This is a genomic window from Sulfitobacter sp. M22 (assembly GCF_021736025.1).
Classification (GTDB): Bacteria; Pseudomonadota; Alphaproteobacteria; order Rhodobacterales; family Rhodobacteraceae; genus Sulfitobacter; species Sulfitobacter litoralis.
Map to the genome: position 1 here is coordinate 1 of NZ_WMEC01000008.1, position 26,092 is coordinate 26,092.

At 48.6% G+C, this 26,092-nt stretch carries 30 protein-coding genes; 12 read left to right on the forward strand and 18 right to left on the reverse strand.

What is annotated here, in order from left to right:
- The 13 genes from GLP52_RS19050 to GLP52_RS19110 all read right to left on the reverse strand — a co-directional run.
- The coding region (locus GLP52_RS19050) for a hypothetical protein (protein ID WP_237274000.1) at positions 1 to 272 on the reverse strand (272 nt) is incomplete at its 3' end.
- Between the two features lie 88 nt (positions 273 to 360).
- The gene (locus GLP52_RS19055; RefSeq protein WP_237274001.1) at positions 361 to 1,149 is read right to left on the reverse strand and encodes a hypothetical protein; all 789 of its coding nucleotides are present in this window, start codon (positions 1,147 to 1,149) and stop codon (positions 361 to 363) included.
- Between the two features lie 29 nt (positions 1,150 to 1,178).
- Positions 1,179 to 1,661 (reverse strand): hypothetical protein, encoded by a 483-nt coding sequence (locus GLP52_RS19060; RefSeq protein ID WP_237274002.1) that lies wholly within the window; start codon positions 1,659 to 1,661, stop codon positions 1,179 to 1,181.
- The gene (locus GLP52_RS19065; protein ID WP_237274003.1) at positions 1,661 to 1,963 is read right to left on the reverse strand and encodes a head-tail joining protein; all 303 of its coding nucleotides are present in this window, start codon (positions 1,961 to 1,963) and stop codon (positions 1,661 to 1,663) included. The genes GLP52_RS19060 and GLP52_RS19065 overlap by 1 nt, the downstream gene beginning before the upstream one ends.
- 64 nt (positions 1,964 to 2,027) lie before the next feature.
- The gene (locus GLP52_RS19070; protein ID WP_237274004.1) at positions 2,028 to 3,020 is read right to left on the reverse strand and encodes a major capsid protein; all 993 of its coding nucleotides are present in this window, start codon (positions 3,018 to 3,020) and stop codon (positions 2,028 to 2,030) included.
- Between the two features lie 44 nt (positions 3,021 to 3,064).
- A complete protein-coding gene (locus GLP52_RS19075; RefSeq protein ID WP_237274005.1) occupies positions 3,065 to 4,177 on the reverse strand; it encodes an HK97 family phage prohead protease in 1,113 nt (370 codons plus the stop codon).
- Positions 4,170 to 4,553, reverse strand: a complete 384-nt coding sequence (locus GLP52_RS19080) for a hypothetical protein (RefSeq protein WP_237274006.1) — start codon at positions 4,551 to 4,553, stop codon at positions 4,170 to 4,172. The genes GLP52_RS19075 and GLP52_RS19080 overlap by 8 nt, the downstream gene beginning before the upstream one ends.
- A 1-nt stretch (position 4,554) precedes the next feature.
- Complete coding sequence (locus GLP52_RS19085) at positions 4,555 to 6,054, reverse strand: phage portal protein (protein WP_336885953.1); 1,500 nt, start codon at positions 6,052 to 6,054, stop codon at positions 4,555 to 4,557.
- A 232-nt stretch (positions 6,055 to 6,286) separates the two neighbouring features.
- On the reverse strand, positions 6,287 to 8,353 hold the full coding sequence (locus tag GLP52_RS19090) for a terminase gpA endonuclease subunit (RefSeq protein ID WP_237274008.1): 2,067 nt from the start codon (positions 8,351 to 8,353) through the stop codon (positions 6,287 to 6,289).
- Position 8,354: 1 nt separating this feature from the next.
- A complete protein-coding gene (locus tag GLP52_RS19095; RefSeq protein WP_237274009.1) occupies positions 8,355 to 8,987 on the reverse strand; it encodes a terminase small subunit in 633 nt (210 codons plus the stop codon).
- A gap of 23 nt (positions 8,988 to 9,010) precedes the next feature.
- Entirely contained in the window at positions 9,011 to 9,667 is a 657-nt protein-coding gene (locus GLP52_RS19100) for a hypothetical protein (RefSeq protein WP_237274010.1), read from the reverse strand.
- Positions 9,668 to 10,150: 483 nt separating this feature from the next.
- Positions 10,151 to 10,744: a helix-turn-helix domain-containing protein gene (locus tag GLP52_RS19105; protein ID WP_237274011.1), complete on the reverse strand. Its 594-nt coding sequence runs from the start codon at positions 10,742 to 10,744 to the stop codon at positions 10,151 to 10,153.
- 84 nt (positions 10,745 to 10,828) lie between these two features.
- Complete coding sequence (locus GLP52_RS19110) at positions 10,829 to 11,203, reverse strand: hypothetical protein (protein ID WP_237274012.1); 375 nt, start codon at positions 11,201 to 11,203, stop codon at positions 10,829 to 10,831.
- A gap of 1,343 nt (positions 11,204 to 12,546) precedes the next feature.
- On the opposite strand from GLP52_RS19110, the gene GLP52_RS19115 reads away from it, so the two are divergent.
- The 8 genes from GLP52_RS19115 to GLP52_RS19150 all read left to right on the forward strand — a co-directional run bounded on the left by GLP52_RS19115 (position 12,547) and on the right by GLP52_RS19150 (position 20,446).
- Positions 12,547 to 13,554 carry a hypothetical protein gene (locus GLP52_RS19115; RefSeq protein WP_237274013.1) on the forward strand — a complete coding sequence of 336 codons (1,008 nt, stop codon included), beginning with the start codon at positions 12,547 to 12,549 and terminating at the stop codon, positions 13,552 to 13,554.
- 105 nt (positions 13,555 to 13,659) lie between these two features.
- Positions 13,660 to 16,548 carry a Tn3 family transposase gene (locus tag GLP52_RS19120; RefSeq protein ID WP_237274014.1) on the forward strand — a complete coding sequence of 963 codons (2,889 nt, stop codon included), beginning with the start codon at positions 13,660 to 13,662 and terminating at the stop codon, positions 16,546 to 16,548.
- 39 nt (positions 16,549 to 16,587) lie between these two features.
- Positions 16,588 to 17,175 carry a plasmid pRiA4b ORF-3 family protein gene (locus GLP52_RS19125; protein ID WP_272903667.1) on the forward strand — a complete coding sequence of 196 codons (588 nt, stop codon included), beginning with the start codon at positions 16,588 to 16,590 and terminating at the stop codon, positions 17,173 to 17,175.
- 121 nt (positions 17,176 to 17,296) lie between these two features.
- A complete protein-coding gene (locus GLP52_RS19130) occupies positions 17,297 to 17,854 on the forward strand; it encodes a recombinase family protein (RefSeq protein ID WP_237273910.1) in 558 nt (185 codons plus the stop codon).
- On the forward strand, positions 17,851 to 18,330 hold the full coding sequence (locus GLP52_RS19135; RefSeq protein WP_237273911.1) for a hypothetical protein: 480 nt from the start codon (positions 17,851 to 17,853) through the stop codon (positions 18,328 to 18,330). The genes GLP52_RS19130 and GLP52_RS19135 overlap by 4 nt, the downstream gene beginning before the upstream one ends.
- Positions 18,331 to 18,398: 68 nt before the next feature.
- Positions 18,399 to 19,133 carry a hypothetical protein gene (locus GLP52_RS19140; protein WP_237274015.1) on the forward strand — a complete coding sequence of 245 codons (735 nt, stop codon included), beginning with the start codon at positions 18,399 to 18,401 and terminating at the stop codon, positions 19,131 to 19,133.
- Between the two features lie 16 nt (positions 19,134 to 19,149).
- On the forward strand, positions 19,150 to 19,485 hold the full coding sequence (locus GLP52_RS19145) for a hypothetical protein (RefSeq protein WP_237274016.1): 336 nt from the start codon (positions 19,150 to 19,152) through the stop codon (positions 19,483 to 19,485).
- Positions 19,486 to 19,864: 379 nt separating this feature from the next.
- A complete protein-coding gene (locus GLP52_RS19150; protein WP_237274017.1) occupies positions 19,865 to 20,446 on the forward strand; it encodes a hypothetical protein in 582 nt (193 codons plus the stop codon).
- Between the two features lie 6 nt (positions 20,447 to 20,452).
- Here GLP52_RS19150 and GLP52_RS19155 read toward each other — a convergent pair whose 3' ends face one another.
- The 4 genes from GLP52_RS19155 to GLP52_RS19170 form a co-directional block, all read right to left on the reverse strand.
- Positions 20,453 to 20,704 carry a helix-turn-helix domain-containing protein gene (locus GLP52_RS19155; RefSeq protein WP_237274018.1) on the reverse strand — a complete coding sequence of 84 codons (252 nt, stop codon included), beginning with the start codon at positions 20,702 to 20,704 and terminating at the stop codon, positions 20,453 to 20,455.
- A 49-nt stretch (positions 20,705 to 20,753) separates the two neighbouring features.
- Complete coding sequence (locus GLP52_RS19160; protein WP_237274019.1) at positions 20,754 to 21,080, reverse strand: H-NS histone family protein; 327 nt, start codon at positions 21,078 to 21,080, stop codon at positions 20,754 to 20,756.
- Between the two features lie 144 nt (positions 21,081 to 21,224).
- Entirely contained in the window at positions 21,225 to 22,037 is an 813-nt protein-coding gene (locus GLP52_RS19165) for a replication initiation protein (protein ID WP_237274020.1), read from the reverse strand.
- Positions 22,038 to 22,802: 765 nt separating this feature from the next.
- A complete protein-coding gene (locus GLP52_RS19170) occupies positions 22,803 to 23,474 on the reverse strand; it encodes a ParA family protein (RefSeq protein WP_237274021.1) in 672 nt (223 codons plus the stop codon).
- A 317-nt stretch (positions 23,475 to 23,791) separates the two neighbouring features.
- On the opposite strand from GLP52_RS19170, the gene GLP52_RS19175 reads away from it, so the two are divergent.
- The gene (locus tag GLP52_RS19175; protein ID WP_237274022.1) at positions 23,792 to 23,941 is read left to right on the forward strand and encodes a hypothetical protein; all 150 of its coding nucleotides are present in this window, start codon (positions 23,792 to 23,794) and stop codon (positions 23,939 to 23,941) included.
- Between the two features lie 212 nt (positions 23,942 to 24,153).
- The gene (locus GLP52_RS19180) at positions 24,154 to 24,672 is read left to right on the forward strand and encodes a hypothetical protein (protein WP_237274023.1); all 519 of its coding nucleotides are present in this window, start codon (positions 24,154 to 24,156) and stop codon (positions 24,670 to 24,672) included.
- Between the two features lie 73 nt (positions 24,673 to 24,745).
- On the opposite strand, the gene GLP52_RS19185 is transcribed toward GLP52_RS19180, so the two are convergent.
- Entirely contained in the window at positions 24,746 to 24,952 is a 207-nt protein-coding gene (locus tag GLP52_RS19185; RefSeq protein ID WP_237274024.1) for a hypothetical protein, read from the reverse strand.
- A gap of 309 nt (positions 24,953 to 25,261) precedes the next feature.
- On the opposite strand from GLP52_RS19185, the gene GLP52_RS19190 reads away from it, so the two are divergent.
- On the forward strand, positions 25,262 to 25,579 hold the full coding sequence (locus GLP52_RS19190) for a hypothetical protein (RefSeq protein ID WP_237274025.1): 318 nt from the start codon (positions 25,262 to 25,264) through the stop codon (positions 25,577 to 25,579).
- Complete coding sequence (locus GLP52_RS19195; RefSeq protein WP_237274026.1) at positions 25,576 to 26,025, forward strand: hypothetical protein; 450 nt, start codon at positions 25,576 to 25,578, stop codon at positions 26,023 to 26,025. The genes GLP52_RS19190 and GLP52_RS19195 overlap by 4 nt, the downstream gene beginning before the upstream one ends.
- Positions 26,026 to 26,092: the final 67 nt, after the last annotated feature.

Consider the following 26,092-nt stretch of genomic DNA (forward strand, 5'->3'; position numbering starts at 1 on the left):
TTTGAAATTTTTGTTTCTTCTTCAAGATCTCCCTCACATCCAATGGCCGTTGCAATGACAGCTGAAATCATTGCAGGACCAGATTTTAATATTGGCAAGATATCGATATTATGAATTCCACCTTTTATAGAGTCGATAGAATTCGGAAATCGAGATACAATTCTAGCGAGCTCGGTCAACTCGATAGGTTTGATTTTGACTTTGACACCCTTGACTTCGATCTCTTTCGACGAATCTGGAACGATTGCGAGCAGTTGATCTGCAATTGACATAACTATGAGATATCCTTGAAATTCGGTTTTTCTCTTATTACCGAAAAATGGTTAAAGCGGGGTTTCGACGCCCCGCTTTAAGGATGACTTATGCTCCGATTGGAGAAATCTCAGTCAGATATCCGAGACCGAATTCTGGGTCTTGCGTCGGATCAATAAAGACCTTGCCGGTCAACGTTATTGAGCCGTATTCATCGCCACCAATCATTGCTTTTTCAGCATTCGGACGGATCTGCACGTCATGCAAAACAAGCATGTCTCGAGGACCGATCTTGTTGATTGCGACAACGCGAATGGCGCGACGGACATTGAAATTCGAACCGATGCCAGCCATAAATGACCCATCATCTGCAGTGATTTCGGCAGCGTCATAAGTCACCGTCAAATCAGCGTCTGCAGTTGCAGGAATCTTGATGATCTGCAGATAACCAGATTCGTCCATGAGGACGTAATCAATGTTTTCAACGTATGGAACGCCCATCCCATCTTCGATTGCGACATTGCTCAGTTTGCGATGAGGCAGCTCATAGATCTTGCCAGCTTCAACGCTTACGATGTCGAAAGTTGCAGCAGTTTCAGCGGTTTGCAGAAAATACGAACCGAGATCTGCACCGACCGACAGGGCCCGAAGTTGAGGTGTCATGTCGAGAGCTTCAATGGTGATTTCAGCGTCAACTTGAATGACGTCTGTCCGACGCAGCTGTTTGACGCCGTTGTTTTTGCCGTAGCGTTCGATCTCTTCAACGTTGACTGTAATTGCGAAGCTTTCGCAGTCTCCGAAATCGTCAAAGATTGTGCCTCCGACTTCACCGATCAAAACGTTCGCACGTCCGACCTGCAGTTGATCATTTGGCAGAGGCCTAAGTTGAGTTGCCATTTTCAATTTCTCCTTGAAATTAAGCTTTATTAAATTGGGTTTGCAGGATTGCCACTGCGAGTTCGCAAAGACATTGTAAATGAAAGCCGCGCATAACCGAGCGGCCGGTCGTTCTCTTGCGTTTCTTGTATTTCAATTGAGTTTAAACCGAGTTCATGTATGAGCCTGCCTTCTAACTTTTGTCCGTCAAGCATTGCGACTTCGATCTTCTCAATATGATCGAGCAATCTGTCTTCGAGTTCTTCGCCCTCTTCGCCGCGTTCCGTTTTCTCAAATATCTTGTCTGCAACAACGACTGAGAAATTGACGTCTCGAGCTTGAATTGGTTGAGAGCTGCGAACAGATTGAACCTTGCTCACATTTTCTCCGTCGAGCTGTATAATGACAGCCGGCAGATCTCGGTCGTGCAGTTGATGTAATCTCCGACGCCAAATTCGTCCGTCAAAGCCGTCCACGAGGGCCGTCTCAAGATGCGACTTAATCTGTTCGAGAGCTTGCTTCGTTGCGTGCACTAGTCTTCTCCCAAATCAAGTCTTAGGAGTCCGTATCCGTCCGGCTCAGTTGACAGAATGCGATAGTTGACGCCGCTTATTTGCAGCAGATCTCTCGTATCAATCCCAGCGCTCGTTTGGATCCAGGCTGTCGGTTGACGTTCACCGATTGCGACGCCGTTCGCGTCCATATCGGAAAAGGACTCTTGAAAAATGACACGGACAGGCAGCTCCGACGCATCGTCAAAACGAATGCGAATTGCAGGCTCACCAAAAACGCGAGACACCACTTTTGAGACATTTCTGAGAGCTTTGATTGTCATTTTTGAAGGATCCAGAAGGAAGGGTTGAGAGGCCCCATCTCAGAGGCCTCTCAGGGGTCTTCAATTAGCCTGCAGGAATGCCGGCGCGGTGCAGCTTGATGACTGCAGACGGTTTCTTGATGAAAGAAATCGGGTTCGATTCAGTCCAGATACCGATGCCTTTATTGTAGTCGAGCTCGCGGGCTTTGCCGTACATTGGCAGGCCCATGGTGTTCGCGGTCTCAACGAAATCACCAGGCGCGAAACGCGTGCAGTACAGATCTGCAATCGGAACCAGGTAAGCTTCGTCGTCTGCGATCAGAGGCACGCCGCCAACAGTGCCGCGATAACGAACCGCTTTCACGTCATCGAGCATAAAGCCGGAACGCATATCCTCGCGTAGAGCCGCGCCGTCTTGATAACGCTGATAAGCTTCGACAACGCTCTTGTGTTCGACGAAATTTCTCCAATAATTTTTGCCGCAGAGCTTAACAAAACCGTCAATCGAGATATCTCCGACTTCGTCTTCAGATGCTTCGATTGCGTCGAGCAGAACAGAACGAACTCTTGTCGCGTCGTTGTCGAGATTCATCGCAACTTCGATTTGAGTTCCACCAAATGCTGCAAACAGATCAACAGCCCCGCCCGCAGAGTTCGTCAACTTACCCTGCAGCGCTTGAACGCGTTGATGCTCAAGAGTCAGAGCATGCTTTTTGCGCATGATCTCAAGCTTGCGATCACGAACAGCTTCGAGAGTTTCGAGAGAGTCTGCGTCGCCAAGTTGACGGATGTTTTGGAAATCAGACGGCTTGATGATCTCTTCGACAGGAAAGTGCTTTGCAAGCAGAGCAACAGGAGCGCCGGTGCCGTCGCCGTCGTTTGCTTGTGCAGCCGCGCCGCGGGCGGTGTCATCGATCAATGTGATTTGACCTTCACGCACATCGACAACAGCAGTTGTAGTGTTCATGCCATCAACGTCAGTAAACAACTCGCCGGCCGCGCCTGGAATGAAAGTTGAGCTGTTCAGAGCAGCTGTCAGAGATGTCATCTCAAACAGATCACCAGTTTCATTAAGCATATCAATTCTCCTTGAAATAATGCCGTTTAAAAATCAATTTTGGTTTAGGATTTTCGGTATTTTGCGTAAATTTTTGAAGGGTTTAGCGGGTTCTCTTTGCGAGCTTGCTTTTCGGGCAAAGAGGATTCAGACGCGAAACGAGATTGAATGTTTTCGTCGCCAGAAATGATCGTGTCTAAAATCTCTTTTCGGACTGCATCTACGCTCTTGTTTGAAAACTTCGATGGGTCTTGCTTGAAGCGCTCGCAAAGACTGCGAACTTCGGAGATCTCGGACAGACGCATATCGAAAGCAGAACGTGTCGGATTGCTTTCGATTATTGCTGCAGCTTGATCTGCAACGCCGGCTTCAACGCAACGACGAACAATGTCCGCGGGCGAAATGCGTTCGTCTTTATCTTTGACGTCATCCTCATCTTCGTCTTCGTCTACGACTGAGTCGGTTTCATCGTTAACCAACTCAGTTTTAGAGTCGTCGTTTTCATCGTCGGACGGCGCATCGGTCTCAGAAGGGGTCTCAGTCGCACCTTCGTCTGTTGAGGTGTCGTCGGACCCATCTTCATCAGATGCCTCATCAGAGGACTTGTCAGAGGACGTTTTGTCATCCTCATCTTCGTCCTCATCATCGTCTGCACGAACGACCGCGATCTCAGGAGCTGTCTCAAGAGCTCTAAATTGCGATTTGGTGTCGGCAGGCACTGGAACGATAGAAACCTCGTGAGGTGTCCACGACGTAACCCTCATTTCTCTTTCGCCGTCTGCATCAACGATCATCTCGGAGTTATCGATGCTGTATCCGACCGACAGGTTTCTCAAGACGCCAGCTTTGACGTCATTCCAGATATCCGTCACATCGTCGCGCTCGGAAAAACGAACTCTCGCATAACCGATGCCGTCATCGATCCACGCTTCTTCAACGACACCAATCACGTCCGTGACAGACCATGACGAATGCGTGTTGAGCAGCGGCGCTCCGGCATTCATGCGTTCAAGATTGACGGAGTTTTCGTCAACAATCAGCGTTTCTTGAAACGGCCGGCCGTCCCAGTCGTAGCGCTTGACGGACGCACCGCTTGTAAAGACGATCTCAACTGTCCGACTGTCTTCGACAATCGTGCCAGGCTTCAAACGCATCGCCCGTAGGTTTTTCTTAGTCATTTTGAGATTCCTTTTTCACGGTCTTTTGAACAGGCTTTTCAGGGGCCTTTTCAGCGGGTGCTTGACTGACAAAAAGGCGCGGTGCAGAACCCTTTTTCAAAGCCTTCAATTGCTCATCTGTCAGGCCGTCCACGTAAACGCGAACGCGATTACCGATCAGTTGAACGCCCGTCATTTCGACATCTGAAACCTTATTGTCCGGTGTCAGAATGTCGAAAGCCTCAAACTCATCGAGAGCGATTTTGACACCATCAGCGACAGCAAAAGAAATCATTCGACCGTCAACAATTTCACGCTTTGCTTTGACGCCTTCCAGGTTTCCGTAAACCTCAACTTGCTCAAGAGAAAGCGCACTCAATTTCAATTCGATTTTCATTTTAGTTTCCTTCGTTTTCATCGAGCGTCTCGCCATCCGACGGCGCTCCAATATCTTCAAACTTTGAGTACCGTCCGTCGGACGTGTGCATTAGTCCGAGACCATCAGCTCTTTCATTGTCTTTCGCGATTTGCTCATCGACTGCGACGGGGTCTTTCGCGCGACTTTGAATGACTTCGGAACGACTTGCGAAACCACCCTCAACCTCTTTGCGAAGTGCATCAATCTCTTGAGACGGATTCAAATATTCCCATGCTTCCGGAATCCATTCAGGATCCGTTTCAAAGCCTTCGTCGCGAGTTGAAAACTCACCCGCGAGCAGTCCGAGATTCATGAATTGTTGCCATACCGGCCGGCAAAATTGGTGTACTAAAAGCTGTTGTTGCCACATGCGAGCGCGGCGCTTGAATTCAAGCAGGCTCGCACGAATGATCCGGTCGTTGACCCCGCTAAAATCACCGGTCAACTGCTCATATGTAATACCCAGAGATGTCGCGATTGAGCGCAACTGAGTTTGCATAAAGACAGCATAAGTTGACCCAACATCCGGTGGATTGGAAAACTTAACGTCGTAGCCAGGCGGTAGAACAGGAAAAGATCCAGGCTCCAACGGATCGATGACAACATCATCGTCATCCGGATGACGTTCAGGCGTCAGACCTGCGATGACCTCATCGTCTTCATCCGAATTGCCAGGTGCATGGATGAAACCACCGAAGAGTGCAGATACCTTTGCTTTGACGAGTGTTGCATCGTCATATGCGTCGAGATCTTTCAGCTTAACGAGCGCTTTTGTCAGCCAAGGTTCGGCTCTAACAGCACCTGGACGATGAATGAGACGGACATGCAAAATCCGGTTCGCAGGAACTCTCACAGTGTCTGTCAAAGAGAATGCAACGCCGTCGCCAGGATGCGTTTTGTAAACGTGATATGCGACACGAGCGCCAATCTTATTGAACTCGATGCCAGCGACGATCTCATTGCCGTTCGCAAGCGTGCGAGACATTGAGGCCGGAACCATTTCAGCTTCCATCACTTCGAGCTGCAACGGAACTGTCAGACCATCAGTCGGACGCCGCGGCCGGATGCGAACAAAACATTCGCCCGCTTCTGCAACAGATCGCATCACGAGAGCCTGCAAGCCCGCAAAGTTTGTATAGCTATGAGCGTCACATTCGTGCGACCAAGCCACCCATTTTTCAACGATGTCAGAGTTCTTGTGCATTGGACGAATGCCAGATCCGACAACGTTGATAACAATCGTATCAATACCCGCGGCCGCCCACGTATTCGTACGTACTTCTTGTCGAGCGCGACGTCTCAACGTGTCGAGAGCATTGTTGAGTGCAGAATTCGGACCCGTCGTTGACGAACCCCAACCCGCAGATCGAGGACCGTTTCCGGCCGCAGGATATGCGAGATCTCGTTTACCGACGAACTTTGACGCGGTCGTAAAAAGGCGCTTTCGGAGGCTCATTTTAGAGACCTTTCCGGCCGGCATAAACAACGCGACGAACCCGCTTTCGCGTCTCACCTGTCGTCAACAAATTATGAGCGGCGTAAAGGTCTTTGAGAGCGCTATCCATGTTCGCGCGAGACGTATAATTAATACTTCCACCGCCTGGATATGAGGCCGTCGCGACACCGTTTGCGATAGCTTCCTCGAGACAACGAATTGCTTCGACGAGTTCGTCTTGAGTCCAAAACTGAAACTTGCGCAGAAGGGCCAAAGATTACCTCAGAAATTTTGATTTCGCGACCGCCCTCCTCTTTTTCTTTCGAGCAGGAGGAGGGGGTGCTTGAGCAGGTGTGTGATCCTTATCTCTCATGAAAGTTTCGTCAGAATTAAATTCAGCGTCCGAGTTTGTAATTTGTTTGTTTTCCGTTTCATCTATTTGAACCGGAAGGTTGTCTAAATGACGCCATCTTTTCGAAAACATCTTGAGACCATAAAGAGCTGAAAGCGCGTAAACGAAACAATCGAGACTTTCGCCATAAGCGTTATTATTCGGCTTATCCCAATGATAACCTTGCCCCATCTGCAGCTTTACTTCGCTCGCCAAACCTTCGAAATACCGATCCTCCGTTCCGAGAGGAAAGTGAACGACATCAGGCGTGTTGAGACGTCTAAAAATAATATCTTTTGCAAGCTGCGTATCGAGAAAGAAAAACTGACCGTGCTTATGTCTTTGAGGGGTCCGAGGCCAAACTGATGCAGATCTCGTGCCTTTTGTTCTGTTGTCACCCTTGATCGCCCAAACATTCCGTCTTGTTCGAGCATTGCAATATGCTTTGACGCTTTCAGTATAATGTCCGCCAATATCAACGGCGGCCGCTTGAATAATCAGCTCAGATCCATCCACGCGACGGATCGGTGTCGCAAGCAATTGATCGAGATTGCGCTGCAAGTTCGGATCGGAGAATTCGCCAGGGATGAGATGATGCGAGATGAGCCAACTTTCTTCGCCGTAGCCCCATCCCCAAATCGAGACTTCAACGCGAGCTGCATGCTCTTTCTTTTTAGCTTTCTTTCTTCCCGTCTGCACATCAACGCCAGCTGTTAGAACTTGAACGCCGGCCGGTATCATCAACGCGTTGTAGTTTTCGAGATTGCTCTTTGCTTCGTGAACCGAGATTTCAGGTTTGACGTCTTTGCGTTCTTCGTATGTTTCACCGAGACGCGTGTTGACGAAAACCTTCAGCTTTTGTGGGTCTTTCGCAGCTTCGATGGCTTGAGCTGCGATGTATTTCCAGCCCGCTTTTTTGAACAACGACATGCCGGTCCATAGATGATAACCGCGGTGTCGCGGGTCCATCGGTGTCGCAGTCGGACGCCATTCCCCGTTCTCATCCATCCATTTTTTAGAGCGTTCTTCAATGACGCAACCGTTTGCTTTGCAGACATAATATGCGTCAACAACAGTACCGATTTCGTTGACCTTCCACTTGAGGCCATAGTCCACATCGCGGCCGCCAAATTCGAGATATTGCATCTCATCGCAATGAGGACATGGCACGAAATACCGACGTTGATCACTCTTGAGGAACTCTCGTTTGATGACAGACGAATGCTCCCATGTCGGAGATGACGCGAAGTAAAATTTTGAATCAGGTATCGTCTCGCCGCGGTTTTTATAGAGACCTATTTTGTCGCCCTGCGAGCCCTTTTTGAGAGCGCTCCAACCGTCCGCGTCAACCTCATCTCCAAACCCAACGGACACTGCAATCCGACGAAATGAGTCATCCGACGCTGCACCGCGACACCGCAAGATCGAGCCATTGGTGAACTGAAAGTCCGTTTGCGTGTCTTGCTTTTCGCCGCGCTTAACAGTCCGTCGCAAGGCTTTGAGGGAAGGGGTATTGGAAAACATCGGCATCAATTCAGAGCCGGAGAAGTCTTCAGCATCTCCGACAGTCGGTTGCGCAAGCATGACGGATCGAGGACTCTGTTCGATGAAATATCCGATGCCAAGCGTCATCAACTTAGTCGCACCGACGCGAGCGGCCTTGAGGACCGACACCTGGTCAACATCTGGATCGACCATGACATCGAGCAGCTCTTTTTGATATCCGTAGAGCTTGACCGTGCCAGCGGCCGGATTCATCGGATCAATCAGGCCGTGCTTTTCCGCCCATTCGGACGGCAGCATTTTCTCTTTCGGCATAACGAGAGAGAGCATTGAATTGAGGCTCTCGCAGAAGTTTTCGCGACCCTTCGCATAGATACCGCGACGCGAATGAGATTGCTCATAAGCTGCGATCTCGCGATCTGTCGTGAACGAAAACATCTCAAGCGACATCTTAATCTCCGACCGCTTGCAGTGTCGAAAGAGCATCTAAGATCGCAGCATCAATGATCTTTTGAATTTCGTATTCTTTATCGAGACCGGTCAGGTCCACTGAAACCTTGCTTGCGATGTTTTGTAGAGCGTTTCGCAGTGCAGAATATTCCGACGCAACTTGCTCAAGTGCGTCCGAGATCAAGACAACTGTTCCGAGCGTTTGATCAACGTTCAATTCTGCAAGCACGCTTTCAGCTACAGCTTTGCGACGCTTTGCTTCTTCAATTCCAATGCCATCTGCACCGAGATCTCCGACCAAGGCGGTCGCAGCATTGCGCGATGCCTTCGTCTCAAGGAACTTAACGACGTCTGCGACATCAAAAATCCAGTTTAGGCCAGCTGATTTGTCTGCACGCTGAATGATTGGAAAGTCTTCATCGACTGTCCATTTCATGACGGTATTCCGATCACGATTCAGCAACGTCGCGAGGCCCGATAACGAGACATGGCGGGGGCTTGAAGTGTCTTTTTTTATTGCTCGTTTAGCCAAAATCAAACTTTCGATGTATTGTTGTTGTTGTTGAAACGATTTTTGAAAAATTTTTAGCGACGGACAGAGTGTGCTTAGCGAAATACAACCCACAGTATCCACGGGTGCGAGGGTCCCCCGCGTTTTTACTTATCTCTTTGTTTTCTTGATCTTACGCGACCATATTTCCGGATATCTTGAACAGCTTCTTTGAAGTTTTTCGACAGCGTCTCATCAAGCACGCGACCTGAAACCCCCTCGAGATCCCACCCGTCCAACGGCTTTTGAGAGACCCTCTTTTTGAAGACTGCGAGTATCTGCAAGCCACCCTTACGATTGCGCTTGGTCCGTTTCTTACGCTTAACAACTTCGACAGATCCGTCATCGCCCAGGTCTGTCATAAAGACATCCGGCCGCTTCAGCTGGTTCGCAATAAAGCGCCGCGATAGGTTACCGAATTTGTTTTTCTTAGCGGCCGGCCCAGGTATGAGGACACCGAGCTTTGACGTAGCAGGATCGCCGGTTGTTCGGACACCACCAGTTACCGCTTTGACAACATATTGTGCGTTGTCTTTCGACATAACCTCAGCTTCGAGATCTGTCTTTTTTGCGTACTTGCTTACTCGAAATGCTTTTTTAGTAAAGTTGACTGCACCGCCGTCGGAGATGTCATCTATATGTTGACCGAGTGCATCTCGCACTTTGAAAGCAGCATCTGACAGTCCGACGCTCGCAGCAAACTCGAACTCATCTTCAAGCGCTTTCGAGTACATTCTCCACTGTTTTTTGACAGATACCGCCACGCGTTAACCCTCTTTATTAACCAAAGGTTTACCCGAAAGCTGTTAAACTGAGATTAAAAAAACGAGGCGTCGCAGTTGATGCGAGCCCCGCCAGAGCCTCACGCTAACATGTTGAAAATGCTCGATTTGGTAATGATGACCCCATTCTCGAGGCACTCATTACCAAATTGAATGTTTTCAAGTGCTTAGACAAATCTCATGATGTTGGGTTCATCGCAAAGAATTAGACTGAGATTAAAAAAACGAGGCGTTGCAGTTGATGCAAGCCCCGTTTTAGTTGTGAAACGGTTAAGTCAACTAGCAGTTTGTAGTTAACCCGAATCATGATGTTTTCATGATAGCAAACGCACCGAGAGTCGAGAAAAAATAACCCCCCCCAACCGCGATGTGCGAGGAGGGGGGGTGAACAGTAACAAACGGCATGAGCTCCGTTGTTAGAAACAATATATGAAACGGCTTTGCTAAATACAATATCGGAGGTTTTTAAACAGAAATTTCTTCAAGCTGATTTAGACCCGCAAGCGCGTAAACGATGTTATCAACCTCAGTCTTCGGGCCAGGTACGTTGACAACCATCTCAGTTGACAGACCGAGCTCGCGTGCGATCTCAACGATCTTCGCAAGAGAATGTCCGTCAAACTTGAGATTAACGATCCGATTCAAATCGTTGCGCGTACATGAAACGATGTTATCTGACACAGCTTTTGTTTGAGACAAGCCTCTATCTTTGAGACGAGACTTGATCGACACTGCGAGGTTTTTCTTCATTTGATAAACCGGATTTTCAGCTTTGATGCTCAACAGTGCTTTTTCTTCGAGAAACGGATGACAGACGCGGCCTGTCTCATCTGACACTTTCATCGAACATGCGACGCAAAGATCCGCCGCAACTTTCAAGATCATCTCAATCGAAAGACCGGCATGTCGGTTATTCAAAATCCTGCTCATTTGACCTGCAGTAATACCGTCGCAATGATATCTAACGGCTGTAGCTGCAGTAATTGCGTTATTACGCATATGCTCCGACAGTCCAGCTGAAATCGCTTGTTTCATCTTATCTGCAGATTGATTTTTCATCGTTTTAAGCCTTGCCTGGTATAGATAATATGTTGCGATTTTCAGCAAAGTTTCAAGTAATTACGCGGTTATAGTACAATATTTTCAATCATTTTGAAAGGTTATTTTGAGATACTTGAGACCGTTGTTTTTCTGTTCAACTTCGCATGTTAACGCATAAGCAGTTCCACACCAAATGAGCCGCGCATCAAGCGCGAGAGGAAACCCTTTTTTCGTAACATCCGGTAAAGATGGTCTCAGCAAAACTTGCGTTTCAGCTTTAACAGACATTGACCAGGGAACGACCGACAGGAGGTAATCTTTACCAGTTGAGCTGTTCAAGACTTTCAATGCAAGCATGACACGGCCATATTCAAGATCAGCATATCCGATCAGATCCGGCTTGATATTCTTCTCCGACTGATTTGAGAAAAGTATACCTATTTTCGTATTCTGTCGTTTTGTTTTGTTGATATTCATGTCGGATTGTCCGTTAATCTATTGATTACAATTTGCGAAAACGGCTGCAAAAAACAATGACAGAAACGTACTTATTTTGGTTAAGAAAACGGCCGCATAAAACAGCTTTTGAAACCAGCCTCGCGGCTCGACTTAAGCTTCGGTCTAGATCAACCACGGCCGTATAAAATACATGACTGACCATCATCAAAGGTAAACAGCCGGTCGTGGTAGAGCTTCAAACCTACCTAAAATCACCTGAGAGGCTATCTGAGTGCGTAAAGTTGAGAGTTGAGCGACAGAGAGACCTTTGAGACCCTGTTTGCAACTGAGAGCCCTCTCAGAGGACACATCGCTCAACAACATCGGCCGTGTCGGAATGATCGAGACCTGGTAGCTCTTAGATGTTCAGAGGCCGGTCTCATGAAAGCCTTTTCAGAAAGCTTACTTAACAGAACATCTCGAAATCGGTTTCTAAAAGACATGTGGTAATCGATTTCATATGTCAGCCGCTCGCGCGTCTTATAGGTCTTTTGTTAATTGGAGCATAAAATATATCAACGATAACAACGGACTACAGGAATTAATCGTCACAGACTGTTAAGTGAGAGGGTTTAAAATCGATATTTTTGATCACTTCTCCCCATTTTAGACCCTCAAAACCGGTAAATCGGAGCATCAAAAACAGTATGAAACCGGCCCTCAAAAAGACCTTACGAAACCGATCTCACAAGGTCTCAGTCCACCAGGCTCATCTTAAACTTACCAATCACGGCCGCACTAAAGACCTTGAACCTATCTCAAATCACTTCAGAGGCTACCTGAGTGCGTAAAGTCGCAAGTCAGGCTATACCGAGACCATAGAGCATCAAATCTGCAACTGAGAGCCCTCTCATAGCATATCACTCAACAACATCGGCCGTGTCGGAATGATAAGCTCCTGCTACAGGGTAATCTGAAATCGTTTTCTGAAAGAATAGCTGCAGCCGGTTTCAAACTATCCTGTCAGAAATCGGTTACTAAAAGGATAGTCGAAATCGATTACTAAAAGACAGTCGGAAACCGGTTACTATATGTCAGCCCCTCGCGCGTCTTAAGGTCTTTTGTTAATTGCAGCCCTAAATAATTCAATAAAAACAGATGACTACAGGAAATAATCGTCACAGACTGCTAAGTGAGAGCCCTAAAAATCGATATTTTTGATCACTTCTCCCCTTTTTGGACCTCTTTTTGAGCATCAAAACGGATGTCTTTTACTTGTTTTTTTGGCTATTCTTGAGCTTCTCAAATAATTCTTGCCATAATCCTTGCATTTGTCATCGAATTAGTTAAGTAGTTATCAACAGTAATAAAGAATAAACGTCATGAGCAGCACAACAAACAGCCAAAAAGGCCTTAAAAATAAGGCTTCGTTGTCAAAAACAAGGACAACTGAAAACGACATAAACTGTCAACTCAACGTTGCAAGTAAAGAGAAAGATAACTCAAAGGCTGTCCCAGGTTATCTATCCTACGAACCGCTTGGTCGCAGAAATGGTTTTGAAAGTCCTTCGGATTGGGTTGAGCGGCTTTCGCAATATCAAGCAGACATCAATCCAGAATATCGCATGCCAGCCGCTCTCGTTGATATGAACCCGTCCGAGAAAATGACACGAACAGGCCTGCAGCTTTTGCATTTCGTTTTAGCCTCTCATGCTCATGCAAACTCGAAAACTGTCTCGATCAAAAAGGGCATTCTTGCAGAGTATCTCTCAATCACGACACCGCGCGTTGTTGATGCTGTCAGATTGCTCGATGAGTGCCGCGTAACGATCAACGCAAACTCAGTCAAAGCAGGCTCAAAGCCAAAGACAGTCGGACTGTTCAAGTCTGTTTCAGTCAACCGCTATGATGTCGAAATTACGCTCGCACCGGTCGTATGGTCGGAGTTGAGAGACCCTCGGTTCTTTGCGTTCGTTGACCTTCAGGTCGTTCGTAAATTGAAATCTGCAGATGCGATCATCCTGGCCCCGCTCTCATCTTTGCTGTCTCGCACATCTGACAACCGCTTCAAAGTTAACCGTCAATCCGATGTGCAGTCCGGCCGTCCTTCGAGAGAATTTGAGGTCAACATCTGGCCGTCGGAGCTGTCAAAGTGGCTCGGTTTTGATGATGAAAACAAGAAATTCAAAGAGCCGGCCCGCCTCATTCGGACTGTCAAAGCCGCTGACAAAAAGTCGAAAACAGATTTCAATGATGACCCTTTCGGACCCTCTTTTGAGGCCCGTATGCCGCTCAAAACCGAGCCGTTCAAAAGAGATCTTCGCAAGACCGACAAGACAATCTTGAAGCTGAAACTGAGACCAGCAGAACGCAACGCGATGTTGGCCTAGCTGGCCCGAAGCTGCATATTTGGGCTTTTGGGAGAACATGTTGAGAACAAAAGGCTGATTGACGGCCAGACCTGATGTTGGATGATGTTTGCGTCTGGAGGGGTCATGACAGAGCAAGCATTTGCCTCGGTGTGGGGGCTTTCATATTCAGATTTTGAATTTCTTAACCGGTTTGGGGCGAAGTCGCGGGTCGCGATTGCATGTCAACTTTTATTCTTTCGCCAACATGCACGGTTTCCTGCCGACCGCAGTGATCTTGACCCTGATGTAATCGCGTACGTTGCGGATCAGATTGGGGCGACAGAGGATTGTTCCTACTCATTTTCCAGTGATACCGCGCGACGACAACGTGCGGGTATTCTCGATTTTCTTGGGTTTTGCCGGGCTTCTGATCGTGACCGTGCCAAAATCCAGGCATGGATGATTGAACAGCTTGGTGGCCGAGACCTGAACTTAGCGGACTGGATCGAACGTGGTTTCGGCCAGGCGCGGAAAATGGGCGTGTTTGTTTCTTCAGATAAGATCATGGAGCGCCTTGCCCGCGCTGCCCGCCGGGATTTTCGCGAGAATTTCTTGACGTTGGTGGTATCCCTGCTGTCGATCGAGACGACGGAGCAATTAGAGCGAGCACTCGCGGAACCGTTAGAGGATACGGGCTTTCAGCGGCTGAAGGATGATGTCGGAGCGGCAACCCTCGACAGCGTGTTGCTGGCCGCACGAAAGGCGTCTTTTGTCGAGGAGCTTGGGCTTCCGATGGATATTCTTGGTGATGTCGAACGCGGTTGGATGTTGCGCCTCGCGCGTCAGGTAGAAGGTGAAACCGCCTCTGAAATGCGTCGTCATGCGCCCAAGAAACGCCTCGGACTTCTAGCAGTCTACCTGATGCATCGCCGATCTCAGCTGATTGATGGCCTTATCGACCTGCTTCTGGAGGTAGTGCATCGCTTGGCAACGCGGTCGCGTCGCAAGGTCATTCAGCGCATCGCGGCCGATATCGGCGCGGTTAACGGCAAGGAACGTTTGCTTGTCGAGATCGCCATGGCCGCATTGGATCATCCGGATGGTCGTATTGAAGATGTCATTTTTCCTATCGCAGGAGCGGCCAAACTCCGGGCTGTCATCGACGAACATCGCGCCAAGGGCACCTTGGATGCGCGCATCCAGCAGACCATGCGCGGCTCTTACGCCAGTCATTATCGCCGTATGCTGTCCCCGTTACTCAGGGCGCTGCAGTTCCGGTCGAACAATTCGGTGTGGCACCCGATACTAACCGCCTTGGACCAGATCGTCAGGTATGCAGCTTCTGGTCGCCGCGTTGTTACGGAAGATGATATCCCGTCTGGGATCATCCCGGGAAAATGGCGCCAAGCCGTCATAGATGAGCAAGGTCGGGTCAACGTCGTGTCGTTTGAACTTTGCGTACTGACACAGCTGCGAGATCGTGTCCGCGCGAAGGAAATCTGGATTGAGGGTGCGGACCGGTACCGCAATCCGGATGATGATCTACCGGGGGACTTTGCCGAGCGCCGAGATGCTTACTATGCCGATCTTGGGCTGTCACGTGACGCGCAGAGCTTTGTCGCGGGCGTGAAGGCTGACTTGGTACAGGAACTTCACCTTTTGAATGCGACTTTGCCGGACAATGACAAGGTGCGCTTGAGGTGGGGTGGAGAGAACCGGATTTCCGTAACGCCGCTGACGCCAGCTCCGGAGCCGACTGGTCTGGCGGCTCTGAAAGCCGAGGTTGCCCGGGCGTGGCCGATGACCGGGCTTTTGGATGTTCTTAAGGAAACTGCCCTCGACACCGGGTTTCTGAACAGCTTTCAGACTTCGGCCAGCCGGGAGGCTTTGCCAGCTGCCGTGCGAGATCAACGCTTGCTGCTCTGCCTTTACGGTTTGGGAACCAACGCGGGCTTGAAACGCGTGGCTGCTGGTTCGCCTGATGTCAGCTATGACGAGCTCTTGCATATTCGGCGGCGGTATATTGATCCTGCGTCCCTCAAGGCGGCATGTGCGCAGGTTGCCAGTGCGACACTGGCAATTCGCAACCCGGAGATCTGGGGTACGCCGGGCACAACATGTGCCGGAGATTCCACAAAATTCGGAGCTTGGGATCGCAATCTGATGACCGAATGGCACGCACGCTATGGTGGGCGTGGCGTCATGATCTACTGGCATGTCGAGCGGCAGGCGACCTGCGTCTATTCACAGCTGAAACGATGTTCGTCTTCCGAAGTGGCTGCCATGATTGAGGGCGTCTTGCGGCACTGTACAGACATGGAAATTCAAAGACAGTATGTCGATAGTCACGGACAAAGCGCCGTCGGCTTTGCTTTTTGCCATCTTCTGGGTTTTGAACTTGCGCCACGTCTGAAAGCTATCGCGCGGCAAAAACTAGCTCTTCCGAGTACGGGTATGCGAGGGCAACTGCCCAATCTGTTGCCAATTCTATCTGGCGTGATCGATTGGGGGGAGATCGAACGCCAATATGACGAAATGGTCAAATACGCCGCGGCCATGCAGCACGGAACAGCTGATCCCGAAGTCATCCTTCGCCGGTTTGCTCGTTCCGATGTGATGCACCCCACCTACAAGGCACTGGCGGAGCTTGGCCGCGCCATCAAGACGATCTTCCTATGTCGTTATTTGCGTTCTGAAGAATTTCGCCGGGAAATCCACGAAGGGCTGAATGTCGTGGAGAACTGGAATAGCGCCAACAGTTTCGTATTTTTTGGTAAGGGCGGTGAGATCGCAACTAACCGTGTGCGAGATCAGGAAACCGCCGCGCATGCTCTGCATCTGCTGCAGTCGTCGCTGGTCTACGTGAACACGCGGATGGTGCAATCCGTCTTGCGCAATCCCGATGTGGTCGCGCGCTTGTCCCCTGAGGACTATCGTGGCCTGTCCCCGCTCATCTATCTACACATCAATCCTTATGGCCGCTTTGAGGTCAATCTGGATAAGCGGATCGATTTTGAACAAATGGCCGCATAGAGGCACTTATGGTAAAAAAAAGAACCCCAGGTCCTACGGCTGAGAATTACTCTTGAATATGTCGACCCCGCCCCGTGGCGGGAAATCGAGATCCGCTCGGACAAGACCCTGCCACACCTGCACGATGCCATTCAGGCGGCTTTCCTATGGTACGACATGCACCTGTGGGACTTCGAGATTGGTGACCGGAAATATCAGATGAAAAGCGAGGCCTTCTGGATCGAGCCGATGTTCGGGCCACCCGTGATGGAGGTCACTACGAAAAAGCTGGACTTTTTCCTGAACGCCAAGGTGCCACCGGTGATCTACACCTATGACTTTGGCGATGATTGGGCGCATCGCATTGAGCTCGTCTCAACACGCACGGTTGTGCCAAATGAGCCATTGCCGCGTTTTGTCGGCGGCCAATGGGCAACCCCGCCCGAGGACATTGGAGGCCCGCCCATGTACGAAGTCTTCAAGGAGGCGCAGAAGAATACAAACCACCCGGAACATGACTGGGCGAAGAAAGCAGGATACGTTGACTGGGCTCATGATGAAATCCACGCCGATGCTGTCAGTGAGCAGTTCGCGAAACTGCAGAGACAAAAGACACGGCGGACATCACGTTGGGTTATGGAGGGCTAGAGGCGTCATAATGGGTATACCCATGGCGACACCGCGCATGAACACAAAAACCGCCAGAATACATGTTCACTTTGGGTCTGTTTCGAGATAATGAACAGATATTGTCAGAGGCACACTCAAAATGAACACATATCAGGCCAAAATCGGCTATGCGCGCACCTCGACCACCGATCAGAACCTCGATGCGCAGATTGCTGCCTTGAAAGCAGCCGGGTGTGGCATGGTCCGCACCGAGCAAAAGAGTGGTGCCAGCCTTGAAGGGCGTCCCGAGCTCAAAACGATCCTCGATTTCATCCACTCAGGTGAAACGCTTGTGGTCACTCGCATTGATCGGCTGGCCCGCAGCCTCAGTGACTTGCAGACCATCGTCACCCACCTGAAATCCAAAGGCGCGCATCTGGCCGCAACAGAGCAGCCGGTGGACACATCAAACGCCACGGGAAAGGCCTTCTTTGACATGCTCGGTGTTTTTGCCGAGTTCGAGACAAACCTGCGGCGTGAGCGGCAGGCCGAGGGCATTCTCGCTGCCAAGCAACGTGGCGTGTATCGCGGCCGCCTCCCGAAAATCGATATGGCCACCATTCGGGCGAAGCTGACAGAGGGCATGTCGCCTACGGAAATTGCACGCGACATGGGAATATCGCGGGGCACGGTTTATAAAGCAAAGGCGTTGATGTGAAAAAGAACAAGACAAAGCAGCGGTCGCCAACCGCCAAGCTGCCAGCCCAAACAAACACAAAGGTACCGCCGCCGCGCAACCTTACTCCCCCACTCTGCGAGAAGCTGCGCCGGGACATGACGCAAGCGTGCCTCAAGGTGGCGGAGACGCACGGGTTGACGGTTGAAGGTGGCGAGCTGAGCGACATCGATCTGCGTCATGGCTTCGACATTAGTTTCCGCGTCGGCATTCCAATGGAGGACGGCGCGATCTATTCGCCAGACAAAGCGCTCTTTGAAGTTCTTGCCCCACATTTTGGCCTTGAGCCATCTGACTATGGCCGGACCTTCAAGTCACGCGGAGATCTCTACCGGATTGTGGCAATCAATCCCAATAGACCAAAGTATCCGATTAGCACTGAGCGGGTCTCCGATGGGCGCGGGTTCAAAATGCCGGCCGAAAACGTCGTGATGTATCTACAGAATTCAGACACATAACGTTCATGTACTGTTCCAGAAGAAGCCCAAATATGCAGCTTCGGGCCAGCTAGGCCATGTTCGAACGCATGGAGAAAAAGACATTCTCGCAGTTCAATATCAAAGCACCATCGGATCTCTACATTTCACCAAAGCGGTTTCTCTCAATTCTTGAAGCTGTCAACTATGATGTGTCGGAGCGTTTTCTTGAGCAGCACATGACGATTGTTCAAAATGCATGGAAATGCTTCGTTGTTGATAAATATATGGGTGGCGTTGAGATCGAACCGAGCGCGGGCCCAGCGCTCATCTCCGAGTTTTCCGACGGATTTTTGACGTATGGTCCGCAACAGATGACGGATCGTCAGATAGCTTATGCAAATGAGATTTTTGACGACTTGGTCTTCGGACGTCTGCAAGAGTTTGAAGGTGATCAGGATGCTACAGATGACGATGAGAGCCTCGACGATCTGATCGATGAGCTGTTTTACAACGACAGTCCATCGGCCCCTCAAAAGCCGGCACCTAAAAAACGTCCAGCTCGAGCTCGACGCAACGACGCCGCGGTTGTTGATGACTACTATCGCATTGATGCCAAATTTGATGACCTCAAGATCCGTTTTCAAGATCTCATTTTTCAAGACATCAAGGATCCTGGAACAGGCAAGCTCAAGCGCGAGCCAATCTCAGTGTCGGACATCGCAAGCGGTAAATTCGATCCGACAAAATACTCATTCAGAGAGCTTGAGATCGATGAGGACGAATATGGCCTCTTTAATAAATTAGAAGACGTTTTGGGTTCTTTGAGAGCTCGCGTGAACTGATAAAAAGGAAGACAGCATGAGCAGCAAATTTATGAGAAAGCGTCTCGCATCTGTAGAGAAGAATTCTGCACTGAAAGACAGTCGCGGTTACATCCTACGCTATGGCTTGGTTGAGAAGCATGAGTTCGGATCCGACTATGTTGGAAGCATTCTCTTGAGAGATCCGAGAAACCCGCAAATCATTGTTACAGCGTCAGACCTCCGACCCTTGCCATTTCAGAAATCGAGAGAGGGTGATTATCTTAAGACGCTTGGTGTCAACAAGAGACAGATTCCGTTTATCCCGCGAGAGCGTCTTGAGGAATACTATAGCGCCGGCGGTGCAGCTTACGCATATCTAGAAGATGCATAAGTGAACAAAAATATCGATTGTTGAGACAGCTGAAAGCGCGGGGGCGGGTTCTAGAAGTGAACAAAAATATCGATTGTTGAGCCGCCTATTTTCTGAGAATTTGGTTACCTTGCGCTTGAGGCGCTGCGAAACGGCCTCTTTATGAGCTGTCCGAAACAATTTATTTTTTGCTGTCCCCATTACTTCGGACAAAAGAAACCAAAATCCACAGTAAAAGAAACCAAAAATTGACGCTTCAAGCATCATTTTGAGACGTTTTCAGTTCACTATGAGAGATATCAGATTTCATGATGACGTGTCTCGAACCGCATTATGAGATCTTAAATTTCCGCGAAACTTCGAGCTGGTATTCAATCTTCAATACAATTTTGGAGATGACATGAGACTTGAAAGACTATCCGGTGTTCACGATATCAAGACAATTCTTGAGCATGCAAAAGCCTCGATGACTGCGACCGAGGCCCGCTTTTTGACCGACTATCCGAATACAACGAGGGCGCAACGAGAAGCGCTTCGAGAGGAACTTTGGCCGCTGAAAAGGTACGAAGTTGTCATCGAGTTTTGTCTCGCATCCGTTGCCCGCACCGCTGTCGCAGTCGGCATGAGCCAAGGCTTTGACGCACTTGCAGAAATGAAAGATAAGCTGTCGTTTCAGTCCACAACGCGTGAGTTTGCAGATGTGCTTGATAGTATTATTGACGCAATAGAGATCGTCGCAAACATGCGAAACGAGCCAGGCATCCACGACTTCAATATTTCAGATAAGCACCAAGCTGAAAGAGGGCAAAGCTTGCGCTTGCTCAACGAGACATATGACATCTCGAATATTGTCTTGAAAGAGGTGTCAACTGCACCTGAATATCTGCAGCTCGCGATGTTTTATCAAAGCTGTCTTGATGAAACGCTTGAGATGAAAGAGCCGCAGATAAAGCGTATTCTGTCATCTAAAATGTTTGTATGAGAGCGCTTATATCGCGCTCTCAATATAGGTTTCGGTCGAGATGAATGTCTGCCTTAAAAAGTGCAGATGACCGCGTAAAGCGGGGGATAGGACATCCGATTTTTTGCTTTTGATCCGATGGATCGTAGCTTTTGAGCATCCAAATAACGACGCCAGGTCATCGTTCGTCAACTTGAGCTCATCTCGAAATTCTTCCAAATCCGAGCCCCTGTAAGGGGGCAGGGCGTTCAACATAAAATAGACTTCATCTGCAATCATCGCACGATCTCCTTTGATTGAAAGGATATGTGCGACAGCTTGCAACTATCTAGATTTCGAGATCTGATTTCTGACCGCCATTTTCGAGATAGTCTTTGAACCAATTTGGCTTGCGACCTTGACCCGTCCAGGTCTTTGACCGGTTCTCAGGATGCCGGTATTTCGCGGGCAAAGATGAGCGTCGGACTGTCTCTTTACCAAAGACTTCATTGATCGAAAGTCCGTGCTTCGATGCGAGGTCTTTCATCTCTTGCATGAGATCTTTGCGTGCTTGTTCTTCAGCTTTTGTGCGTGCTTTTTGAGCGTTTGCGATCAGCTCATCTAGTTCTTTGAGAGACCATGTTGACAGTTCTTCAGTTGAGAGAATTTTCGTCATTTCGAAACCTATCCTTTGCAAGCTTATTCTTTAGCTTATCCTTTTGCATTGATTTATTATCCACGCAAGCTGTCAACATATTTTGTCAACATAACATTGCTTATGCGTTGGATTTTGATGGCGCAACTATGAGATAATTGGGTCCTATCCTTCGGTCTCGATCATCTCAACTTGCCCTGAAATCCGAGCGCCGCGGCCGGTCGAATGTCGCATGAGCTCTTGATAAGCGGCTTTTTTCTCGTCCGTAGTCTTCGTTGACCAAAACAGATTGACGTGCGTGACCCGCTTGCCCGTTTTTTCCGGAACGACGGTAATGTTAAAGTATGCCAATGCATTGATTTCATTGACAACCTTTTTGATAACGTGCTTGTTTAAGCTCCCAAAAACCTCATATTTACCGCTCTCAATTGCGATAATGTCTCGGAATTCTTCGAGCGTGAACTTCTCATGATGCTTGTATTTCAGATTGATCCGATGACTCACATATTCGTAGAGCGAAATCGAATATTTGCTGTTCAAGTGCATCAAAACCGGAATTTCGATCTGACCCCACGAAATGCTATCTTTCAGCAAATCAACGAGTTCAGCTGGAAAGCGATAGGACAAGACGCCATCTTTTCTTGAGACGCCTTTTTCGACGGTCGGACCCAACATTTGAGTTACGACTTCTTCGTCCAGGGCGTGACTGTAGATAGATAAAAGTGTTGTCTGTAGGCCCTTGATTGCTTGCTTTACGAACTCATTTCCGTTGTGCTTACCTCCGCGCAATTCGGACATGTTGATCGTATAAAGCCGGTCTTTTTCAATGCCTTGTTTGTGTGCATTGTTCCACAGAATCGTGATAGAACGCCGCTCATAGAGACTTAGATCTCGTTGAGCGCGGGCTTTGATAAGCTCAGCCGGCTTCATCGACTTATAGTCGGAGGGCTTTAAATTGATGACAAGTTGTCTGCTCATTCGAAGATGTTAGAACGCTTTTTATGAAAGTGAAACCGCAAAATTCATTTTCATATTTCAGCGCCCAAATCCTTCACATTTAGAAAGCTTGAGGACGGGTCGGACCTGTGGATAACTTTTGCGAAGGGGTCCCAAATTCCTCACATTAAGGGTCGTTTAGCTCCCAAATATGTGCCTTCAATAACCCAAATATGTGCCCGCAATACCCCAATTTCCTCACATTAAACCGCATAATGCTTTGATAAAATGAGGTAAATCAGCCCTGAATCTTGAATCTATGAAAAAGATGAAGGGAATTAGGAGGTTAGATCGAGAGCGACAGACCTCCCAAATCCTTCACATTAAGCGCAACCGACCCCCCTACCCCCAAACTCAATTTTAGATCGAAAGGGGGGTTACCCCCTCTCATAGTCATTCATGAGAACTTCGATGAGCTCGAGATATGAGCGTCTTTCAGCTTTCGCCAATGCTTTGAAACGATCTGCGACAGATTTCGGTCCAGTGACTGAGAATTGAACTTTCGGATCTGCAGCGCTCTCAGACGTCATTTCAGCGCGTTGAGGAGGACCAGGGGGGATATCACCGTCAAACCAGCTTCCACCCCTCTCAGAAGGCGTCTCATAGGCCGTTTCATGAGTTCGAGAGGACTTCGCAGCTGCAGCTAGCCTGACACGCTCAGAAATTTCGGACGGTGTCGGCCCCTGCCCCGCTGTCGAGGTCGCAGCCGCGGGCTTATTGAGGATAGATTTGAACGCTTGTTTTTTCTCAGTCATTGGAATCACCCTTCGCAAGAATATCGGTCAACTCTGACACGACCTGGAACGCATTCTCAGTCGCAGCATCAACGCCGGTGATTTCCGACGGAATATTTGCAAGGCCGCCGCCAAAGTGCATCATCGCGTTGAACGCCGGACGCTCTTTCAGCTCCGTCTTGAACGACGGATATTCCGAGCGCAGTTCAGCATTGATATGAGATGAAAGTTTCGGATTTCCGACTTGCTTGATGTTGTTGAACAGCAGCCGGAATGGAATCTCGCGACGATATGAGAACGAGACCGCTTTGATCTCATCAACTGTGAAAATGGTATCATCTGCAGCTTGCTGGTCGTCTTTGAGAGGCACGATGACCAGGTCCGACTCTGCGATGACAAGAGAGTTGAGTTCGCTTGCATCGCCCTTCGTGTCGATCAGCACATAGTCGAATGTTGCGTCTGCAGCACGAACCATAGGTGCGAGCTCTTTTTTGTCGAGACAGCTTTTGATCGAGATGTTTTCCGGCAGATTTTCGGTCTTTTGAGACCATCTGATCGAGCGTTGCATCTTGTCTACATCGATGATGCAAACGGTTGAATAGCGTGCGAGCTCCGTCGCGATAACGACGCAAGTTGTCGTCTTTCCCGCCCCGCCTTTTGAACTCACAAATGATAGTACCGGCATAGTCTTCCCCTTTTTTTAAGTACGTATCCGTACGTGTGCGAACGTATCAAATCGTACGTTTCGAGAAGCATGTGTGCGAAACAAGGAAAAATGCAAGCATAATGCGTATTAATTCGTATGCGTTCGTATTAATACCTATTCGTACGTGTCCGTACGTACGTACGAGATAGAGCTCCGATAGCTTTACCCTATTTGAGTTGTTCAGATAGGGTAAACAACAGAAAGCATATCTGTTAGATATTTTTAATTTATAAGCATATTGCTTTCTTGTAAAACAAATGATATAACAAATGAGAAAACAAAAAAGGATAGATGATATGACATATAAACAAGCTGCAATCAAAGCTTTCAACGACGACGCGAACGACGAACAGCGCTTGTCGCAGCTGCGAGCAGAATATGCTGCAAATAAAGCGATTGCAGATAGCGCAAAAGAGATGCTCGCACGCGCTCTTTCCGACGCATAATCTGCGAAGAGGGCAGGGGGCCTACACGAGTATGAAATGTTGACAGGTTATCATTAAGTGCCAGGTGCCAGGTGATAGGCCTAATAACGATGGAAATTAGGACGACGCCCCCAGAAAACTGGGGATTTCAAAAAAAAGATAAGCAAAGCGCTTGTAATTCGCACGCGCTTTCGCATTTGCGCTCTCGAACAGTAAAAAACGGAGAGTTCAAAATGAAAAAAGTAATGACAAAAAGACAACAAGACCGCTTGATGAAAGCTCAAGTCAAAAGCGTAACAAAAGCGCTCAAGGATCCGGTCAAGACGGCGCAGGCGGCTGTCATCGCATGTGAAGTCGCAGTCCGACTGTCCGACCGCCAGGCGCTTGCAGATTACATCGAGACTGAGACGTCATCGCCAATCTATCTCATGAATGTATACGTCAAATCGTTGGACGATGTGTCTGCTCGCAAAGTCGCGGTTAGAGGACCGCTCGCACTTGAACAGCATGTGACTGGCCGCAAAATAATGACAGACGTAGAGCCATTCGATCCAGCACGTAACTACTTGTTAGAACAGCACGATGAGGCCCAGCGCGTGCTTGCAGAATCTCGCCGGCTGTTAGCAGAAGTTGATGCCACCCCATTCTCAACCGCGACGCGGGCGGTCGAATTTGATGATGAAATGGATACCAATTTTGAGGTCGAACAGCCAGATTCCGACGGATATTACTCGCCGCTGTCCTTAAGCTAAGTCGACAGAAACCACATAAAAACATGTCATAACTGTCCACCAAGAGGCCTCTTAGATGGGGCCTCTTGGTACTTTAAGGGGTCAGAAAATGACCATTTCCGTAGTCAGCAATAAGACGATCCAGTAATTTCTGCTCGCGTGGCAGGATTGCATCTTGATCGACGAAGCGCCAGTTCCGCTCATAGAGCGCCAGTGCAGTCTCACCATCTACAACAGCACTGTCAGAGATGTTCCAGCAGAGCAGTTTTAGTTGAGGATATTCATCAATTTTGATGTCCACGAAAGCCTCTCGAACAACGTCAACGTCGCACATCGAGTATAGTTAACTTGTGACGATTGCAAAGATGCCAATCAGCTCCCAAGGAGTCTCATCGCGGCCTTTATTTTTGTGAAAAAGGCGGCCGGCTTGCTCGATAACAGGAGGGAAAACGAACAAACCGACCGAAAGACGCAGAGGACTAGGTTGCGTCTTGAGTTGCGACAGACACTGACAAATCGTCGATAAAGGATAGATAGCAAAGAGAAAGAATAGCTGAAACCATATAGAAACCTATTCTATGCGTTTTCCTATAGTCAAAATGACTAATCATTGAAAACAAAGGATAGCTTAAAAAACCTGCGACATGAAAACAACAAGGGAAGGGCGTGGGCCGCTTTTATTGTTGAGACTGTTCTTTATCGTGCGTTAGACATTGCAAAACAACGCTTTACGAAAAAGGAAAACAGGTTGAACAACAGTAAAAATCTCAGCGTAAATCTCAACATTCGGGTTACGCCGGAAATGTTCGATATTCTCAAAAGAGACAGCAAAAATGAGGAACGCACGATCAGCGCGGTCGCACGTCGTTTCATGCAAAACGGCATCGCAGTTCAAGAGAAAGTTGACCAAGTCGGAGGGTCCGAATGATGACAATCCAGCATTTTGAAGATGTCGCAGATGAAATGGTTGCGATCCTGGAAAATATGGCACCGTGTCTGCAAGACGCACTTATCATCAAGAAAGACCGCTTAAAAATTACGTTTTATGTGCGATCTGCACGAGACGTTTTAGACTGCAAATTTTTGTGCGAGTGGGGTCATCACCAGGGCGGTTATCGTATAAATATTGAATTTGGTGATTGCGCTAAAACGTTGAATGAGAACATCGTTAAAGAGTTGATGTGCTTGTCAGATGTTTTGCAGACACGGTATCTCGATCTCGTTGACGGTCTCATTGCAGACGAAGCTACAGTCAACCGGATCTCATACAAATTCTTTGACGAATACTTCACGCAAGATCGCGAGGAAGTCGAATATAAAGAGCAATTGATGCGTCTCGCAGATACTCTTTGGAAATCAAAACGCGCGGCTTGAACGAATAAAGCCCGCGGTATAATTGCCGCGGGCTCGAAGAGCTTAAAGACTGATAAGTATAGTCGTA

Bases quoted from the DNA above. Each gene is read 5' to 3' on its own strand.
- GLP52_RS19055 (WP_237274001.1), bottom strand. From the start codon at position 1,149: ATGGCAACTCAACTTAGGCCTCTGCCAAATGATCAACTGCAGGTCGGA.
- GLP52_RS19065 (WP_237274003.1), bottom strand. From the start codon at position 1,963: ATGACAATCAAAGCTCTCAGAAATGTCTCAAAAGTGGTGTCTCGCGTT.
- GLP52_RS19070 (WP_237274004.1), bottom strand. From the start codon at position 3,020: ATGCTTAATGAAACTGGTGATCTGTTTGAGATGACATCTCTGACAGCT.
- GLP52_RS19075 (WP_237274005.1), bottom strand. From the start codon at position 4,177: ATGACTAAGAAAAACCTACGGGCGATGCGTTTGAAGCCTGGCACGATT.
- GLP52_RS19080 (WP_237274006.1), bottom strand. From the start codon at position 4,553: ATGAAAATCGAATTGAAATTGAGTGCGCTTTCTCTTGAGCAAGTTGAG.
- GLP52_RS19085 (WP_336885953.1), bottom strand. From the start codon at position 6,054: ATGCCGGCCGGAAAGGTCTCTAAAATGAGCCTCCGAAAGCGCCTTTTT.
- GLP52_RS19090 (WP_237274008.1), bottom strand. From the start codon at position 8,353: ATGTCGCTTGAGATGTTTTCGTTCACGACAGATCGCGAGATCGCAGCT.
- GLP52_RS19105 (WP_237274011.1), bottom strand. From the start codon at position 10,744: ATGAAAAATCAATCTGCAGATAAGATGAAACAAGCGATTTCAGCTGGA.
- GLP52_RS19110 (WP_237274012.1), bottom strand. From the start codon at position 11,203: ATGAATATCAACAAAACAAAACGACAGAATACGAAAATAGGTATACTT.
- GLP52_RS19115 (WP_237274013.1), top strand. From the start codon at position 12,547: ATGAGCAGCACAACAAACAGCCAAAAAGGCCTTAAAAATAAGGCTTCG.
- GLP52_RS19120 (WP_237274014.1), top strand. From the start codon at position 13,660: ATGACAGAGCAAGCATTTGCCTCGGTGTGGGGGCTTTCATATTCAGAT.
- GLP52_RS19130 (WP_237273910.1), top strand. From the start codon at position 17,297: ATGAACACATATCAGGCCAAAATCGGCTATGCGCGCACCTCGACCACC.
- GLP52_RS19140 (WP_237274015.1), top strand. From the start codon at position 18,399: ATGGAGAAAAAGACATTCTCGCAGTTCAATATCAAAGCACCATCGGAT.
- GLP52_RS19145 (WP_237274016.1), top strand. From the start codon at position 19,150: ATGAGCAGCAAATTTATGAGAAAGCGTCTCGCATCTGTAGAGAAGAAT.
- GLP52_RS19150 (WP_237274017.1), top strand. From the start codon at position 19,865: ATGAGACTTGAAAGACTATCCGGTGTTCACGATATCAAGACAATTCTT.
- GLP52_RS19155 (WP_237274018.1), bottom strand. From the start codon at position 20,704: ATGATTGCAGATGAAGTCTATTTTATGTTGAACGCCCTGCCCCCTTAC.
- GLP52_RS19160 (WP_237274019.1), bottom strand. From the start codon at position 21,080: ATGACGAAAATTCTCTCAACTGAAGAACTGTCAACATGGTCTCTCAAA.
- GLP52_RS19165 (WP_237274020.1), bottom strand. From the start codon at position 22,037: ATGAGCAGACAACTTGTCATCAATTTAAAGCCCTCCGACTATAAGTCG.
- GLP52_RS19170 (WP_237274021.1), bottom strand. From the start codon at position 23,474: ATGCCGGTACTATCATTTGTGAGTTCAAAAGGCGGGGCGGGAAAGACG.
- GLP52_RS19175 (WP_237274022.1), top strand. From the start codon at position 23,792: ATGACATATAAACAAGCTGCAATCAAAGCTTTCAACGACGACGCGAAC.
- GLP52_RS19180 (WP_237274023.1), top strand. From the start codon at position 24,154: ATGAAAAAAGTAATGACAAAAAGACAACAAGACCGCTTGATGAAAGCT.
- GLP52_RS19195 (WP_237274026.1), top strand. From the start codon at position 25,576: ATGATGACAATCCAGCATTTTGAAGATGTCGCAGATGAAATGGTTGCG.